18 protein-coding genes are annotated in these 16,507 nt (G+C 61.8%); 10 read left to right on the top strand and 8 right to left on the bottom strand.

Annotated elements, in window-relative coordinates; all coding sequences use genetic code 11:
- Positions 1-58: 58 nt before the first annotated feature.
- Both ILFOPFJJ_RS14555 and ILFOPFJJ_RS14550 read right to left on the bottom strand, forming a co-directional pair.
- Positions 59-679, bottom strand: a complete 621-nt coding sequence (locus tag ILFOPFJJ_RS14555; RefSeq protein WP_173511230.1) for a transglutaminase-like cysteine peptidase — start codon at positions 677-679, stop codon at positions 59-61.
- Between the two features lie 275 nt (positions 680-954).
- A complete protein-coding gene (locus ILFOPFJJ_RS14550) occupies positions 955-1,761 on the bottom strand; it encodes an alpha/beta hydrolase (RefSeq protein WP_173511229.1) in 807 nt (268 codons plus the stop codon).
- A 219-nt stretch (positions 1,762-1,980) separates the two neighbouring features.
- Here ILFOPFJJ_RS14550 and infC point away from each other — a divergent pair, with 219 nt between their 5' ends.
- The 5 genes from infC to pheT all read left to right on the top strand — a co-directional run bounded on the left by infC (position 1,981) and on the right by pheT (position 7,176).
- Positions 1,981-2,517, top strand: a complete 537-nt coding sequence (gene infC / locus ILFOPFJJ_RS14545) for a translation initiation factor IF-3 (protein WP_136506618.1) — start codon at positions 1,981-1,983, stop codon at positions 2,515-2,517.
- A 275-nt stretch (positions 2,518-2,792) separates the two neighbouring features.
- The gene (rpmI, locus tag ILFOPFJJ_RS14540) at positions 2,793-2,996 is read left to right on the top strand and encodes a 50S ribosomal protein L35 (protein WP_026613581.1); all 204 of its coding nucleotides are present in this window, start codon (positions 2,793-2,795) and stop codon (positions 2,994-2,996) included.
- 37 nt (positions 2,997-3,033) lie between these two features.
- Positions 3,034-3,438 (top strand): 50S ribosomal protein L20, encoded by a 405-nt coding sequence (gene rplT, locus ILFOPFJJ_RS14535; RefSeq protein WP_136506619.1) that lies wholly within the window; start codon positions 3,034-3,036, stop codon positions 3,436-3,438.
- A gap of 193 nt (positions 3,439-3,631) precedes the next feature.
- Entirely contained in the window at positions 3,632-4,714 is a 1,083-nt protein-coding gene (gene pheS, locus ILFOPFJJ_RS14530; RefSeq protein ID WP_173511228.1) for a phenylalanine--tRNA ligase subunit alpha, read from the top strand.
- A 35-nt stretch (positions 4,715-4,749) separates the two neighbouring features.
- Positions 4,750-7,176: a phenylalanine--tRNA ligase subunit beta gene (pheT, locus tag ILFOPFJJ_RS14525; RefSeq protein WP_173511227.1), complete on the top strand. Its 2,427-nt coding sequence runs from the start codon at positions 4,750-4,752 to the stop codon at positions 7,174-7,176.
- 152 nt (positions 7,177-7,328) lie between these two features.
- Here the strand turns inward: pheT and ILFOPFJJ_RS14520 are convergent, their stop codons facing one another.
- A complete protein-coding gene (locus ILFOPFJJ_RS14520) occupies positions 7,329-7,688 on the bottom strand; it encodes a nuclear transport factor 2 family protein (protein WP_173511226.1) in 360 nt (119 codons plus the stop codon).
- A 111-nt stretch (positions 7,689-7,799) separates the two neighbouring features.
- A complete protein-coding gene (locus ILFOPFJJ_RS14515; RefSeq protein WP_173511225.1) occupies positions 7,800-8,795 on the bottom strand; it encodes an aldo/keto reductase in 996 nt (331 codons plus the stop codon).
- Between the two features lie 189 nt (positions 8,796-8,984).
- Between ILFOPFJJ_RS14515 and ILFOPFJJ_RS14510 the strand changes: the two genes are divergently transcribed.
- Entirely contained in the window at positions 8,985-9,875 is an 891-nt protein-coding gene (locus ILFOPFJJ_RS14510; protein ID WP_173511224.1) for a LysR family transcriptional regulator, read from the top strand.
- Between the two features lie 97 nt (positions 9,876-9,972).
- On the opposite strand, the gene ILFOPFJJ_RS14505 is transcribed toward ILFOPFJJ_RS14510, so the two are convergent.
- Positions 9,973-10,464 (bottom strand): YciE/YciF ferroxidase family protein, encoded by a 492-nt coding sequence (locus ILFOPFJJ_RS14505; protein WP_173511223.1) that lies wholly within the window; start codon positions 10,462-10,464, stop codon positions 9,973-9,975.
- A 209-nt stretch (positions 10,465-10,673) separates the two neighbouring features.
- On the opposite strand from ILFOPFJJ_RS14505, the gene ILFOPFJJ_RS14500 reads away from it, so the two are divergent.
- Both ILFOPFJJ_RS14500 and ILFOPFJJ_RS14495 read left to right on the top strand, forming a co-directional pair.
- Complete coding sequence (locus ILFOPFJJ_RS14500; protein ID WP_173511222.1) at positions 10,674-11,444, top strand: SDR family oxidoreductase; 771 nt, start codon at positions 10,674-10,676, stop codon at positions 11,442-11,444.
- Between the two features lie 61 nt (positions 11,445-11,505).
- Entirely contained in the window at positions 11,506-12,132 is a 627-nt protein-coding gene (locus ILFOPFJJ_RS14495; RefSeq protein ID WP_173511221.1) for a hypothetical protein, read from the top strand.
- A gap of 93 nt (positions 12,133-12,225) precedes the next feature.
- On the opposite strand, the gene ILFOPFJJ_RS14490 is transcribed toward ILFOPFJJ_RS14495, so the two are convergent.
- Positions 12,226-13,176, bottom strand: coding sequence for an aldo/keto reductase (locus ILFOPFJJ_RS14490; RefSeq protein WP_173511220.1), 951 nt, complete (start codon positions 13,174-13,176; stop codon positions 12,226-12,228).
- A gap of 286 nt (positions 13,177-13,462) precedes the next feature.
- On the opposite strand from ILFOPFJJ_RS14490, the gene ILFOPFJJ_RS14485 reads away from it, so the two are divergent.
- Positions 13,463-14,449, top strand: coding sequence for a Gfo/Idh/MocA family protein (locus ILFOPFJJ_RS14485; RefSeq protein WP_173511219.1), 987 nt, complete (start codon positions 13,463-13,465; stop codon positions 14,447-14,449).
- Between the two features lie 157 nt (positions 14,450-14,606).
- Positions 14,607-15,386 carry a helix-turn-helix domain-containing protein gene (locus ILFOPFJJ_RS14480; protein WP_173511218.1) on the top strand — a complete coding sequence of 260 codons (780 nt, stop codon included), beginning with the start codon at positions 14,607-14,609 and terminating at the stop codon, positions 15,384-15,386.
- Positions 15,387-15,423: 37 nt separating this feature from the next.
- On the opposite strand, the gene ILFOPFJJ_RS14475 is transcribed toward ILFOPFJJ_RS14480, so the two are convergent.
- Positions 15,424-15,789 carry a DMT family transporter gene (locus ILFOPFJJ_RS14475; RefSeq protein ID WP_173511217.1) on the bottom strand — a complete coding sequence of 122 codons (366 nt, stop codon included), beginning with the start codon at positions 15,787-15,789 and terminating at the stop codon, positions 15,424-15,426.
- Positions 15,790-15,799: 10 nt separating this feature from the next.
- Complete coding sequence (locus ILFOPFJJ_RS14470) at positions 15,800-16,495, bottom strand: class I SAM-dependent methyltransferase (RefSeq protein ID WP_173511216.1); 696 nt, start codon at positions 16,493-16,495, stop codon at positions 15,800-15,802.
- Positions 16,496-16,507: the final 12 nt, after the last annotated feature.

Genomic DNA, 16,507 nt, shown 5'->3' with positions numbered 1-16,507 from the left:
GACGGAAATAAAAAAGGGCCGTAAACCGGCCCTTTTTCGAATAGCTTGTCCTGACTGGTCAGTTGCCGACCGAACCGACGACGACCTCGGCGCCGTTGTCGATGGTCACCCAGCGGCCGCTGTTATAGGACGCCTGGCGCTTGAGATAGCGATAGGGCGTTTGAGTCCAGAGTCTTACCCTGTTTTCAAGATTATCGAGAATGAAGTCGCCCTGCGCCGTGCGGACGGTAAGGACCGCGTGACCCTCTCCGTCGGGCTTGCGCACGACGGTCATCAGCAGCTGGCTTGCGGGAAAGCCGCGCTTCATCAGCCGACGGCGCTTTTCAAGCGCGAAATCTTCACAATCGCCAACGGTGGTCGGGTAGGACCAGACCTCGTCCCTGCCATGAATCTGCTGATCGATCACGGGCGTGATCTCGCGGTTGACCGCCGCATTGACCTGGCGGATGACAGCCCAGCCCCGATCGGTGACGCGTGGCGCGACCGTCGTCTTGGACCGAGCGCGGCACTCGCCCCGATATTTCTGGCAAAACTCGTAATGCCCGATCGGCTGGGAGGTTACCGAGCCGGTCTGCATCCATGGAGTGGATCCCGCCTGGGCGGGAATTGCCGTGTTTGCTGAAATGAAAACTGCGCAGAACGCCGCAATACTAGCCTTAACCCCTGTCCAAGACGCCATACAGATCCCCTGCAACGCGGAGTGTCGGGCTCTTCCAGTCCAGACCTATCCGCGCAATCCTGAGTTGACGACAGCTTTCGTGGATATCCCCGTGCGCTGCTCTAATCGTTAACAAAGAGTTAATATTGTTGCTTCGTTGGAGTCAATGATCCTGATTCGCGGATCGGCCGTTATGGTTAAAATCGCCCGGAAAACGGCGGCAATGATGCTTGCGCCGCAACGGTTTTGCGCGGGTGCATTGGAAAGATGATGGGGTATTGCGCGTCGCGCGGCTGTCAGCCTTGCGTGAGCATGTCGCCGATTGCCTGTTTCAATTTGGCAATATCCTCGTCGCGTGAGAGCCGGTGATCGCCGTCGCGAATGAGAGTCATCACGACATCGTCCGCGGGCATGTGCTCCATCAGCTTCAGCGCATGCGTGTAGGGGACATCGGGATCGCGCATGCCCTGGAGGATATGGACCGGGCAGTCCGTTTCGACGGGGCCCGACAGCACGCGATTGGCGCGGCCGTCCTCGATCAGCGCCAAGGTGAAGACATTCGGCTCGGGGCTGTACTGCGACGGCTCCTCGAAATAGCCGCGTTCGGCAAGCGAGGCCTTCTCCGCGACGGTGAGATTGGGTTCGATGAGCTCAGCCGTGAAGTCCGGTGCGGGCGCGATCAGCACGAGACCTGCGACGCGGCCCTTGTTGCCGCGGCGTTTGAGTTCCTGAATGAGCCGCAAGGCGATCCAGCCGCCCATCGAGGAGCCTATGAGGACAACCTTTCCAGGCGCCGCGTGGTTTATCACGGCAAGGCTCTCCTCGATCCAGCGCGAGATCGTGCCGTCCCGGAAGTCGCCGCCGGACGAGCCGTGGCCGGAATAGTCGAAGCGAATGCAGTCCGATCCGATCGCGCGCGCATAGTGCTCGACCTCGACGGCCTTGGTCCCGGTCATGTCGGAGCGATACCCGCCGAGCCAGACGAGCGTGGGGCGCTCGGAGCGCGGCTCTGCGCGAAATATCCGCATGGCGATGGAGCGTGCGGCCGCACCGTCGCCCACCTCGATCCACGTGATTTCCGTTTCGGCTGGCGCTGTTGACATCGGATATCCTCTAGAAAGACGACAGGGCGGCAGATTTCCTTCTAAAACAGATTCGCCTATGCTTCGACAGAGGGTGATTTTCCTTGCGAGCCATGCTATTGACTCTGGCGCCGCAATTCACACATTGCCGTCGGTGACAGTTTCAAGCGCTTCGTTTGAGATCGCGCTGACCGTTCAAGCAGACCATATATACGTCAATAGCTCGAGGAGAGTACGACCATTCGCAGACCGTTCAAAGCGGACGCCCCGGTTAAAGAGGGGCCGCGCTCAAACAAGGAAATCCGGGTCCCCCGGGTTCAGCTTATCGATGCCGAAGGCCAGAATGTCGGCGTCGTGCCGATCGACCAGGCACTCCGCATGGCGGATGAAGCCGGTCTTGATCTGGTAGAGATCGCACCGAATTCCGAACCGCCGGTGTGCAAGATTCTTGATCTGGGCAAGCTGAAATACGCCAACCAGAAGAAGGCCGCGGAAGCGCGCAAGAAACAGAAGATCGTCGAGATCAAAGAAATCAAGATGCGTCCGAACATCGACACCCACGATTACGAGGTGAAGATGAAGGCCATGAACCGATTCTTCGAGGAAGGCGACAAGGTCAAGGTGACGCTGAAGTTCCGTGGCCGTGAAATGGCCCACCAGGAACTCGGCATGAAGCTTCTGCTGCAGGTGAAGGACGACACCCAGGCGATCGCCAAGGTGGAAGCCGAGCCGAAGCTTGAAGGCCGACAGATGATGATGGTGCTCGCACCGAAGTGATCGGGCGCGCCCACGGAAAAATGGAAATGACGGGAAGCCGCCGCTTGAGGCGGCTTTTTGTTTGACTGGCATGCCCCCGGCGGGCTGGCTGCCGAGCCAAGCGCCACGGCTTCGGGCCGCGCCCGGCTTCTTCGTTTGCCGGCTTGCGTTTTTCAGGACGTGCGGTTATAAGCCCCCGTCCGAACGGTCCGGCAGGGCATGCCGTGGCCGTTCTTAACGCTGGAAATGGGCCTCGTCTGCCTGTTTCGCACTATTAAGAACAATGGAGTAGCAAAATGCCCAAGATGAAGACGAAATCGTCTGCCAAGAAGCGGTTCAAAGTCACCGCTACCGGCAAGGTTAGAGCTGCTGCTGCTGGCAAGCGCCACGGCATGATCAAACGGTCCAACAAGTTCATTCGCGACGCGCGCGGAACCATGGTTCTCGCCGAAGCTGACGGCAAGAAGGTCGTCAAGAACTATCTGCCGAACGGTCTCTGAGACGTCGGGCATATTGGATACTTAAGGAGATCATGACATGGCACGTGTAAAACGCGGTGTGACCGCCCACGCCAAGCACAAGAAGACGCTCAAGGCCGCCAAGGGTTTTTACGGCCGTCGCAAGAACACCATCCGCGCCGCCAAGGCAGCGGTGGACCGTTCCAAGCAGTACGCCTATCGCGACCGCAAGGTTAACAAGCGCAATTTCCGCGCCCTCTGGATCCAGCGCATCAACGCTGCCGTCCGCGAGCACGGCCTGACCTATGGCCGCTTCATCGACGGTCTCAACAAGGCCGGCATCGAAGTCGACCGCAAGGTTCTGTCCGACATGGCGATCCATGAGACGGCAGCATTCGGCGCGCTCGTCGAAGCCGCCAAGAAGGCGCTCGCCTACCTCAAGGAAGCCGGCACGGCAAACGAGTTTGAAAGCGCTGTCCGTTAAGCCAGCGTTTTCCCAAAACCGTTCTTGAAATTAGTTGGGAAACCCGCGCTGGCAGGCTGGCGCGGGTTTTTCTATTCGGCTCGCCAGCCGGATCGCAGCCACGGTCGACCTCTCCGACCGACGCCGGGTGCGATCACATTGCTGAAGAATTGAACCGATATACCGAACCATTCCCGCATCGAGGCAGGACAGAATGAGCGAACTGGAAACATTGGAACGGATTTTGCTGGCGGAGATCGATGCCGCCGCCGACGAGGGGGCGATCGAGGCGGTGCGCGTGGGGGCGCTCGGCAAGAAGGGCTCGATCTCGGAACTGCTGAAGACGCTCGGGGCGATGAGCCCGGAGGAACGCCAGACCCGCGGCGCCCGCATCAACGCGCTGAAGAACACGGTGACCGAGGCGATCTCCGCCCGGAAGCTCGCCTTGAAGGATGCGGCAATCGCCGAGCGGCTGGCGCGTGAAACGGTGGACATCAGCCTGCCGGTCCGCTCCTCCCCGTCCGAGCGCGGCCGCATCCATCCAATCAGCCAGATCGTCGACGAGATCACTGCGATCTTCGGCGACATGGGTTTCTCGATCGCCGAAGGGCCGGATATCGAGACGGACTATTACAACTTCACGGCGCTCAATTTCCCCGAGGGCCATCCCGCCCGCGAGATGCACGATACCTTCTTCTTCCAACCGGATGAGAAGGGAGAGCGCAAGGTGCTGCGCACCCACACCTCGCCGGTGCAAATCCGCACGATGGAAGCGCAACAGCCGCCGATCCGCATCATCATCCCCGGCAAGACCTACCGGCAGGATTCGGACGCCACCCACTCGCCGATGTTTCATCAGGTCGAGGGCCTGGTGATCGACAAGACGGCGAATGTCGCCAACATGCGCTGGGTGCTGGAGGAGTTCTGCAAGGCCTTCTTCGAGGTGGATCAGGTGACGATGCGTTTCCGCCCGTCCTTCTTCCCCTTCACCGAACCGTCGTTCGAGGTCGACATCCAGTGCGACCGCTCCGGCCCGATCGTCAAGTTCGGCGAAGGCACGGACTGGATGGAAATCCTCGGCTGCGGCATGGTCCATCCAAACGTGCTGCGCGCCGGCGGTCTCGATCCGGACGAGTATCAGGGCTTTGCCTGGGGCATGGGTCTCGACCGCATCGCCATGCTGAAATACGGCATGCCGGACCTTCGCGACTTCTTCAACGCCGACGTCCGCTGGATGACCCACTACGGCTTCCGCCCACTCGACATGCCGACGCTCTTCGGCGGCCTCTCCGCTTGATCGCGCGCTGATATTTTTGGGACACAGGTGAAATCATGAAATTCACGCTTTCCTGGCTGAAGGACCATTTGGAGACCGACGCCTCGCTCGAGGAGATCTGCGCGCGGTTGACGATGATCGGGCTGGAGGTCGAGGACGTCGACGACAAGGCGGCGTTCAAGCCCTTCGTCATCGCCAAAGTCGTCTCCGCCGAGCAGCACCCAAACGCCGACAAGCTGAAGGTGCTGATGGTCGACACCGGTAACGGCCAGCCGGTGCAGGTCGTCTGCGGTGCGCCGAACGCGCGCAAGGGCCTTATCGGCGCCTTCGCGGCCCCCGGCACCTACGTGCCCGGCATCGCTGTCACGCTGTCTGTCGGCAATATCCGCGGCGTTGAAAGCCGCGGCATGATGTGCTCGGAAAAGGAATTGGAGATTTCCGATGACCATACCGGCATCATCGATCTGCCGGAGGATGCTCCGATCGGCACGAGCTATGCCGCCTACGCCGGGCTCGATGATCCGGTCATCGAGATCAACCTGACGCCGAACCGGCCGGATTGCACCAGCGTTCACGGCATTGCCCGTGACCTCGCCGCCTCCGGTCTCGGCACACTGGAAGCACGACCGGCACCGTCCTTTGCGGTCGCAGGCGAAACGCCGGTGAAGGTGAGACTCGATCTCGGCGAAGACAAGCATCTTTGCCCTGGCTTCGCGCTCCGCCTCGTGCGCGGCGTCAAGAACGGCCCGAGCCCGGCATGGATGCGCCAGCGGTTGGCCGCCATCGGCCTGCGGCCGATCAACGCACTGGTCGACATCACCAACTACCTGACCTTCGACCGGGGCCGGCCGCTGCATGTTTTCGATGCGGCCAAGGTCACCGGCAATCTCACCGTTCGCCGGGCGAAGGACGGCGAAAGGGTGCTGGCGCTCGATACGCGCGAATACGCGCTGTCGCCGGCCAATGTGGTGATCGCCGACGAGGACGGCATCGAATCGATCGGCGGCATCATGGGCGGCGAGCACTCCGGCTGCGACGAGGCGACCACCGACGTGCTGATCGAATCGGCGCTCTGGGATCCGATGAACATCGCCAAGACCGGCCGCACGCTCGGCATCATCACCGATGCGCGCTATCGTTTCGAGCGCGGCGCCGATCCGGAATACATGGTGCCGGGCCTTGAACGAGCTACGGAACTGGTGCTGGAGCTTTGCGGTGGAACGGCTGCCAAGCTCGATGTCGTCGGCTATGAGGGGCATGCGCCCAAGGTGGTCGACTTCCCGATCTCGGAGGTGAAGCGGCTGACCGGTCTTGAGGTCTCCACCGAGGAAAGCGTCTCGATCCTCACCAAGCTCGGCTTCGGCGTGGAGGGGGCCGGCGAGCGTCTCCGCGTCACGGTCCCATCTTGGCGCCCGGACGTCGACGGCAAGGCGGATCTCGTCGAGGAGGTCATGCGCATCCATGGCGTCGACAACATCGTCGCCGTGCCCCTGCCGAGCCACAATGCCGTCAACGGCAAGATTCTGACGACGCTGCAGATCCGCACGCGTCAGGCCAAGCGCGCGCTCGCAAGCCGCGGCATGCTCGAAGCCGTCACCTGGTCCTTCATCTCGGAAGAGCAGGCGAAGCTCTTCGGCGGCGGTCAGCCGGCGCTGAAGCTTGCCAACCCGATCGCCGCCGATATGTCCGACATGCGGCCTTCGCTGTTGCCGGGGCTTCTGACCGCGGCGCAGCGCAATGCCGACAAGGGCCATGGCGACGTGGCGATTTTCGAGGTCTCCGGGACCTACGAAGGCGACACGCCGGACGCCCAGCGCCGCGTTGCAGGCGGCGTCCGTCGCGGTACGGCGTCGCTGAACGGCGCCGGCCGGCTCTGGTCGAATGCGGCGAAGGGCGGCGGCAAGCCGGTCGATGTCTTCGACGCCAAGGCCGATGCCATCGCCGTGCTCGAGGCTTGCGGCGTGCCGATGGGCAATGTCCAGTTCGAGGCCGGTGGCCCGGCCTGGTATCACCCCGGCCGTTCCGGCACGATCAAGCTCGGTCCGAAGATCGTTCTCGGCAGCTTCGGCGAGTTCCACCCGAAGACGCTCGATGCGCTCGACGTATCGGGCGCGCTTTGCGGCTTCGAGATCTATATCGACGCCATGCCTGAGCCGAAGAAGAAGGCAACGCGCACCAAGCCGGCGCTGGAGCTTTCGCCGTTCCAGGCGGTCAAGCGCGACTTCGCCTTCGTCGTCGACAAGACGGTCGAAGCGGCGGCGATCCTCAGGGCCGCATCCGGTGCCGACCGCAAGCTGGTGACCGGCGTTAACGTCTTCGACGTGTTCGAGGGAGCCTCCCTTGGCGAGGGCAAGAAATCGGTGGCGATCGAGGTAACGATCCAGCCGGTCGAACGCACGCTGACCGACGAGGATTTCGAGGCGCTGACGGCAAAGATCATTGCCAATGTCGCGAAGAGCACCGGCGGCGTGCTTCGCGCCTGACGGAAAGACGAAAGACCGCTGCCCAGGCAGCGGTATTTCGCATGGCAAGCAATCAAGCGATCGGCTGCACCAGCTCCGTTGCGGGCGGATCGCTGCCGCGTAGTCTCAAAGAGTTAGATCATTTCGCCGTTTCAATGAAACAGTGAAAGGATCTAGGAGTGCGCGTGCCAGACCTTGTTGACGATAAGCCACCGTCCATCGATCTTCAGCAGCGAGAGATAGTCCGTATAGCGGGTGCCGGCGAATTCATCGACGACTTTCACGCTCGCCGCGTCGCCGGTGATCTGGATCATCTCCACATCCATGAGCGGCTGTGTTTCCGGCGGTGCCGAGCCCTCCTTCAGGATCGTCGCGATGAAGGCGTCGCGGGTCAGCCATTCGACGGCGCCATCATAATTGCCGACGATCGAAGCGTTCGGGTGAAAGGCCTTGCGCAGAGCCGCCTCGTTGGCGAATGCCATGCCGTCGACGTAAAGATGCACAACCGCGCTGATCGCCTGCTCCTCGGACATTCCTCGTTCCTCCTTCTTTGGGCCGACAGCCTATAGGTAGGGCATCGCAGGCGAAATGCGATGCCCGAAATGCCCTTGTGTGTTCACGAACACGCGGAAGTCGAGTGTGCCTTACCGGTTCGTCAGCGCCAGCGATGCATCGCTGTAGCGCTTGCCGGCAACTAGGCCCGGCGACAGTACCTCGCCGAGTTTGGCGAGCTCGGCCTTGGAAAGCACGGTATCGGCTGCGGCGACATTCTCTTCCAGATGCCGGATCTTGCGGGCACCCGGAATCGGCACGATGAAATCGCCCTGGTTGATGACCCAGGCGAGTGCGAGCTGTGCGGCGGTGATGCCTTTTTCCGCAGCGAGCGTTTCGAGCGTTGCGACCAACGCCGCGTTGGCGCCCAGGTTTTCCCCCTGGAAGCGCGGCAGCGATCGGCGAAAATCGTCGGCGGCGAGATCATCGACCCTGGCGATCTTGCCGGTCAGCATGCCGCGTCCAAGCGGACTGTAAGGAACAAAGCCGATTCCGAGTTCGCGGCAGGTGGCAAGCACCTCCTCTTCAGGGTCGCGCGACCACAACGAATATTCGCTCTGCACCGCCGCGATCGGGTGAACGGCATGGGCGCGGCGGATGGTGGCGGCACTCGCCTCCGAAAGGCCGAGCGCACGCACCTTGCCTTCCTTCACGAGTTCCGCCATGGCGCCGACCGTGTCCTCGATCGGCACGCTCGGGTCGATGCGGTGCTGGTAATAAAGATCGATGACATCGGTCCCTAGCCGTTTCAGCGATGCCTCGGCGACGGCTCGAGCATTTTCCGGCCGCCCGTCGACGCCCTTGATCGCTTCGGCCGCCGGTTTGCCCGGCTCGATGCGGAAGCCGAACTTCGTCGCGATGGTCACCCGGTCGCGCTTGTCCTTCAGCGCTCTGCCGATAAGCTTCTCGTTTTCATAGGGACCATAAACTTCGGCCGTGTCGAAGAAGGTCACGCCGAGTTCAACGGCACGATGGAGCGTGCGGATCGACTCCTGCTCGTCCGCCTCGCCATAGGCGAAACTCATGCCCATGCAGCCGAGGCCGATGGTGGAGACGGTCAGTTCATTTCCAAGCTTGCGGATTTTCATGGGAGATCCTTTTCAGGCTTCGACGCCGGTTCCGGCCGAGGAGGGCCGCTTGCGGCTGGCGTCGAAAGAAGCGGATGGTCATCGGTGGTGTCGCGCCCGCACCGGGGCCGACGACTACGGAGGATAGGACCGTCACACGCGGCTGAAAATCTCTGTCAATTCTCACGGGTTGTTCTATCATTTCGATCAATGAACCGGACCCAGCTTTCTCAACTCGCCGTCCTTTCCGCCGTCGCCGCGCACGGCAGCTTCCGCGCCGCCGCCAAGGAACTCGATGTCGCTCCGTCCGCCGTCAGCCATGCGGTCGCCAGCCTCGAGGCAAGCCTGGGTGTGCGATTGCTCTCGCGCACCACCCGCAGCGTCGCGCCGACCGAAGAGGGGCGACGGCTCCTGGAGCGGTTGCGCCCCGCGCTCGAGGAAATCGCCCACGCGCTGGAAGCCGCGGCGGAGGCGCGCGAGCGACCGGCGGGAAACCTGCGCATTACCGCGCCGCGCTTTGCCGCCGATCTCATCCTTGCGCCCCGGCTGGGCGCGTTTCTTGATCGCTACCCCGACATTGTGCTCGAAATCGCCAACGAAGACGGCTTCACCGATATTGTCGAAGAGGGTTATGACGCGGGCATCAGACTTGGCGAGAGCCTGGAGGCCGACATGATCGCCGTAAGGGTCGGTCCGGACCTCACAAGCGCCGTGGTGGCGGCGCCATCCTATTTCGAACGCCATGGAAGGCCTGCCCATCCGCGCGAACTTGCCGGACACCGCTGCATTCGCCGTCGCTTTTCGAACGGCACGCTCTATCGTTGGGAATTCGAAAAGGAGGGCGAGGAGATAACGGTGTCGGTGGCTGGCCCCCTGATCCTCGGCGAGGATCGGCCGATCATCAAGGCCGCGCTTGGTGGCGCGGGGCTTGCCTATCTCTTCGAGTCGCGCGTGAGCGAGGAGATCGCGGTGGGACGATTGGAGCGCGTGCTCGAAGATTGGTGCGCGCCCTATGCCGGCCCCTACCTCTATTATCCAAGCCGTCGCCAGATGCGCCCGGCGCTGAGAGCCTTCATCGATTTCTTCCGGCATGTGGAGTAAGGCGGCCGGCCGAGAGAGACCGGCCGCCGCTCAAGCAAATTCCAGGAACGCCTGCAACGGCGTTCCGCCGGGAACTGCGCTGTGTCGAAGAGCTAGATCACGCGGCTTTCTTGTTCGCTTGCGCCATGGCTATTTTCGTGAGGTCCTCGTCGGTGACGATCTCTTCCTTAAGCGTAGCGTCGAGAAGCGAAACTGCATCCTTCAACCCGATGGTCTTGGCCCAGGTCTTCAGGGTGCCGTAGCGCGATATCTCGTAATGCTCGACAGCCTGGGCGGCGGAGATGAGGCCGGCGTCAAGCGCGGGAGTGCCCTTGAACTCGTCCATGATCTCTTCGCCTTCGGCGATGATGCCCTCGATCGCCTCGCAGGTTTTGCCCTGTGCGCGTTTGCCGATCATGTCGAAGACCTGCTGCAGCCGCTCCACATGGGTTTCCGTCTGTTCCTTGTGCTTCTCGAAAGCGGCCTTGAGTTCCGGTGCCTGTGCGCCGCGTGCCATCTTTGGAAGCGCCTTGAGGATCTTCCGCTCGGCGTAATAGATGTCCTTCAGGGTATCATGGAAGAGATCGTCCAGTGTCTTTTCCTTGGCCATATTTCGGCATCCTTTCCGGTGGTGGTTTTTGATAGCGCCAACGAAACACTGTCGAACCGCGTTTGTTCCGGGCAGGCAGACTTACCGCGTAGATGTGTTCCTCACGTCGAATATCCGGAGAGACCGGCTTTCTCACAGTCTCGGGAATCGGGTGGCCGCCTGGTGCCGGATCTGGGATTCCTTTGCCGCTATCGAGAAAGGAATCCATTATGCCAAGACTTGAAGGAAAGGTCGCGATCATAACCGGGGCGAGTTCCGGTATCGGCCGCGCTGCCGCCGTACTTTTTGCCCGTGAGGGCGCAAAGCTTGTCGTTAACGCGCGGCGCGAGCATGAACTTACGCTGCTCGCTGAGCAAATTGCCGACGAGGGCGGAGAGGCCGCGACCCTCGCCGGCGATGTCCGTGACGAAGCCCTGAACAAGGCGCTTGTCGATCTGGCGATCCGCCGCTTCGGTGGTTTGGATGTCGCATTCAACAATGCCGGGGGGCTGGGTGCGATGGGCGAACTCCCGTCGCTCTCCGTCGAGGACTGGCGAGAGACGCTCGACACGAACCTGACGAGTGCTTTCCTTGCAGCCAAGCACCAGCTACCGGCGATAATTGCCCGTGGCGGCGGCTCGCTCGTGTTCACGTCGAGCTTCGTTGGACAGACGGCAGGTTTTCCCGGCATCGCCGCCTATGCGGCGAGCAAGGCTGGTCTTGTCGGCCTGACGCAGTCGTTGGCAGTCGAATTCGGAGCGCGAGGAGTTCGCGTCAATGCGCTGCTGCCGGGCGGGACCGACACGCCGTCCAACCATGCGAACCTGCCGGGGGCTGCTCCGGAAACGCGAGGCTTCATCGAGGGCTTGCACGCGCTGAAACGGATGGGCCGGCCGGAGGAGATCGCCGAAGCCGCGCTCTATCTGGCGTCCGACGCTGCGAGCTTCGTCACCGGAGCGGCGCTGCTCGTCGACGGCGGCGTCTCGATAAACCGGACCTGATCTTGCAATCATGCCGCGCATGGGCACAGTGCTGTCTCGCGATGAAAGGGAGGAGTCGAGCATGCGGAAACCCGGATCGATGAAATCGCTCGAAGATCTCGGCCGTGTCCGGCTCTCGCAAAACTTCTTCCTGCGGGATTTCCTGCATTCGGAGATTGCCGATTTCTATCGCATTCCGAACATCCCGGACGATCCGGATCTTGCCATCGAGGCGGGGAGGAAGCTCTGCGAGGAACTGCTTGAGCCGCTGCAGGCGACCTTTGGTCGCCTGCACATTCGTTCTGCCTATCGGAACCGGGCGGTCAACGCCTTCGGTAACGCTAACAAGCTCAATTGTTCCACCAACGCGGCAACTGCCGCCGACCACATATGGGACATGCGCGATGCCGATGGATGCATGGGCGCTACCGCTTGCATCGTCATTCCGTGGGTTTGGGATCGGGAGCGTGACGGCGGCGGCTGGCAAAGCCTTGCCTGGTGGATCCACGACCACTTGCCTTATGCGTCCCTCTGCTTCTTTCCAAAACTCTGGGCCTTCAACATCCAGTGGCACGAGAGGCCGCGCCGGACGATTAGAAGCTATGCCGAGCCGCGCGGGCTGCTGACGAAGCCGGGCATGGCCAACCACGAGGGCAGCCACGCGCATCTCTATCCCGGGTTTCCGCCGGTCGCACCGGTGACGTCGTAATCCGCTCGCCTCACCCTTCGCCTTGTGGGAGTGGGAAGGGGCTTTCTCGTCTACCGTCCCCACGATCCCGACCGCTAGGTGTCGCCCGCTTCGCTATGCGCTCACGTCGTTCAATTTGCCGATCGCCTCCTCGGAAAGCTTGAGCTTTGCCGACTTTACGAGGCTTGCCAGTTGATCGAGATTGGTTGCGCTGGCGATCGGCGCGGTCACGGCTTCGCGTGCGACGATCCAGGCAAGCGCGATTTCGGCCGGTTTCGCCCCGGTTTCCTCGGCGATTTCGTCCAGGACGCCGAGGATGCGCATGCCGCGCCCGTCGAGATACTTTTCAACGCCACCGCCGCGGACCGAGCCTTCGAGATCCTTGTGCGAGCGGTATTTTCCGGAAAGGAATCCCCTTGCCAGGCTGAAATAGGTGATGACGCCGATTTCCTCCGCGATTGAGAGATCGCGCAACGGGCCGTCATAGGAGGCCCGGTCATAAAGATTGTATTCCGGCTGGAGCACGTCGTAGCGCGGCAGTCCCTTTGTCGCCGAGACGTCGAGAGCATCGCGCAATTGCGCGGCGTCGAGGTTCGATGCGCCGATGGCGCGAACCTTGCCCTCGGCGAGAAGCATGTCATAGGCGGCGAGCGTTTCTTCGTACGGCGTCTCCGGATCCGGCCAATGCGAGAGATAGAGATCGATATGGTCGGTCTGCAGGCGACGGAGTGAATCCTCGACCCCCTGCATGATCCAGCGCCGCGAAAGGCCTTTCCGGTCCGGCCCCAGTTCGGACCCGACCTTGGTGACGATGACGGCATCGTCGCGCGCATGTGCTGACTGCTTCAGCCATTTGCCGATGATCGTTTCGGATTCTCCGCCCTTGTTTCCGGGCGCCCATGACGAATAGACATCCGCCGTATCGACGGCGTTGAAGCCGGCTTCGAAGAAGGCATCGAGCAAGGCGAAGGATGTCTTCTCATCCGCTGTCCAGCCAAAGACGTTGCCGCCGAAAACGAGCGGCGCAATCGAAAGGCCGCTGCGGCCAAGTCTGCGCTTTTCCATGGTTTCGCTCCACAAGGTTGGATGAAAACAAGTTTGCGATCGGGAGGATTGCGGGCTGAAAGATAAGTCACCACGGCGCAGAATGACACCTGCCAGAGCACGATGATTTTGGGTCGAGGCCGACGAAAATCATAAACGTGATCGATTTTAATCGGTTAGCGCGGGAATGCGGGCGGAAACCGCGCACACTTCTCCTCATCCCGCCGGGGCTGTTTTCTGCGCATCGCATGGTTGCTAGGTACGTACCTCGGGGCTAGTGTCGGCGCAGCCAAGAAGGAGTCTATCCATGCTGCGTTTCGGAATTCTGTCGACGGCCAAGATCGGCCGTGAACTTGTCGTGCCTGCCATTCAGGACGCGGAAAACTGTGTCGTCACGGCAATCGCCAGCCGCGATCTCGCCAAGGCGAGGGCGATGGCCGACCGCTTCTCCGTGCCGCATGCGTTCGGATCCTACGAGGAAATGCTGGCATCCGATGTGATCGACGCCGTCTACATTCCGCTGCCGACTTCGCAGCACGTGGAATGGACCATCAAGGCCGCCGATGCCGGCAAGCACGTGCTCTGCGAAAAGCCGATCGCGCTCAAGGCGGAGGAGATCGACACGCTGATCGCGGCGCGCGACCGCAACAAGGTGCTGGTTTCGGAAGCTTTCATGGTGACCTACAGCCCGGTGTGGCGGAAGGTGCGCTCGCTCCTTGCCGAGGGCGCGATCGGCAAGCTCCGGCATGTCCAGGGGGCGTTCACCTATTACAATCGCGATCCCGGCAACATGCGCAACGTCCCGGAACTCGGCGGCGGCGGCCTGCCGGATATCGGCGTCTATCCGACGATCACGACGCGTTTCGTCACCGGCAAGGAACCGCTTCGCGTTCAGGCCACTACCGACCGTGACCCCGAATTCGGCACCGACATCTATTCGAGCGTGCGCGCCGACTTCGGCGATTTCGAGCTGAGCTTCTACATCTCGACCCAGCTTGCTGCCCGCCAGGTCATGGTCTTCCACGGCGACAACGGCTACATCGAGGTGAAATCGCCCTTCAATGCGGACCGGTACGGCCGCGAGGAAGTGGAACTGACCAACCAGAACCACGCCCAGTCGCAACTCTTCCGTTTCCAGGATGCGCGCCAATACAAGCTCGAGGCCGAGGCCTTCTCGCGCGCGGCACTCGGTCAGCCTGAGGAAGTGGTGGCACTTGAGAACTCGCGCCTCAACCAAGGGTTCATCGACGCTATCTACCGCGCGAGCGAAAAGGATGGCTGGGAAGCGATCTGACACGAAGACATTAGCCGGCGAATGATGGCCCGCCTTGAGCGGGCCATTTGCCGGAAGCGTTCCACTCAGCGGCTGATCATGGACCCAATTACCTCCGAAGTAATGGATTTTGCGCTTCCATCGGGCCAATCTGCCGGCGCAACGGAGGAAAGGGTTCATGGAATTCGGCCGTCACCTGAAGGAATGGCGCGGGCATCGCCGCATGAGCCAGCTTGATCTCGCCGTCGCCGCGGGGATTTCGGCGCGCCACCTTTCGTTCCTGGAAACCGGCCGCTCGAAACCCTCCGAGGGGATGATCCTCCGGCTGGCGTCGGTACTCGATATCCCTGCTCGGGACCAGGGCATGCTCTTTACTGCGGCCGGTTACCGGCCGCGGGTGGCGACGCGCCCTGCCACCGCGCTTGACGCGATGCCTGCCGCCGTCGCAAGCGCGATCCGTCTGATGCTCGATCGCCATGCTCCCTATCCCGGCCTTGTCTTTGACCATGAATATACCGTCCTGCTTAGCAGCCCCGCATTTGCCGCGCTCGCGGAGGCCGCAGAGATTCCCGTCAACCCCGGCCAGAACTTCCTCGACGCCTTCCTCGGATCGGAGAGCATCCGCGCGCTCGTCATCAACTGGGAGGCAGCCGCCGCGGACTTGGTGCAGAGGGTGCGTATGGAGGCATGGCTGCAGGGGCCGCGCAGCCCCTTGCAAAGACGACTGGAGCGGCTTGTGGCCGATCCGGCGGTCGCCCGGGCAATCGAGAATTATCCTGAGACCGACCGGCTGCCCGTGCTGCCGATCGAACTGCGGCTCGGCGCGACCGAATTGCGCTTCATCACGACGCTTTCAACCTTCGGCTCCACACAGGACGCGCTGGTGGAGGGTGTCCTGATCGAATCCTTCTTTCCGGCCGACGACCCAACGCGACGCTTCTTCGAGCAGCAGGGCTGATGATCGGCGAAGCCAGGATGCGTTTCCCGGACGCGAGTCAGGAATTTATGACGATCATGCCGCCGATGATGAGCGCGGCGCCGGCGGCATACCGAATAGTAAGGGTCTCGCCGAGAAAAAAGGCGGCAAACAGTGGCACGAAGCAGAATGTCAGCGCCATGAAGGAATAGGCGAGCGTCAGCGGCACGGACCTCAAGGTGAAGATCCAGATGATCGTACCGAGGCCATAGAGGGCCAGCGCCGTCAGCAGTATTGGATTCGACACAAGCGCCGCCAGGCTCCGAAAGTCGAAGCCGCCTGTTTCGGAGCTTGTCAGCTTGAACAGGATCTGCCCGGTCGAAATCAGGATCGGTGTGAAGATCAGGCCGAACCAGACGGCCGGCGCGAGATTGAAAGCGGTCATTCCCCCGACCTCACGCCTTATCTTCGCGGTAGAAAATGTCGCGCCCGATGTCGACGCACTCATGTCGCTCGGGCACCGGATGCATCGCCCGCAGGAAAGAATGCGTATAGGGGAAGAAGTTGAAATGCGGGTTGAACGTATAGCGGTATTCCCGCTCGCGCGGCACAACGATGATCACCCGCTGCCGTGCGATGCGCCGGAGCTCCGATATCGCTCGGCGATAGTCGAGGATATGCTCGATCACGTGGGTGCAGACGACCGTATCGAACTCTCCATCTGAAAACGGCAGTTCCTCGATCTTGGCGGCAACAAATTCGACGTTGTCGATGGCCGAGGCATCGTCGATGGCGAAATCAACGCCGGAAAGCCGCTCGAGTTTCGGATTGGCGCTTCTGATCCGCTTGAGGAGGGCGCCGGTTCCGCAGCCGACGTCGCAGACGCTGGTACCGCGGATCTCGGCCGTGATCTTGCGGATACAGGCCTCGGAATTGTCGGTCCCTTCATGCACGCGCGGATGCTGCCGGTAGAGCTGTTCGTACTCCGCGGCCGAGAGGAAGGGCGCCCGTTCGCGAAAGCGCGCGAGATGGGCGATATGGTCGCCCCAGGCAAGACTCGCCATCCCTTTGAAGAGGCGGGAATCGCGCAGTATGGGAGGAATGACGTCTTCGATGACGAAGCGTATGCGGTTTGTCGTCTCCCGATTCATCGGCAATGTCCC

Source organism: Sinorhizobium psoraleae (assembly GCF_013283645.1).
In the GTDB taxonomy this organism is placed as follows: domain Bacteria; phylum Pseudomonadota; class Alphaproteobacteria; order Rhizobiales; family Rhizobiaceae; genus Sinorhizobium; species Sinorhizobium psoraleae.
Note: the sequence above shows the minus strand (reverse complement) of the source record. Positions and strands in the feature narration are given on the sequence as shown.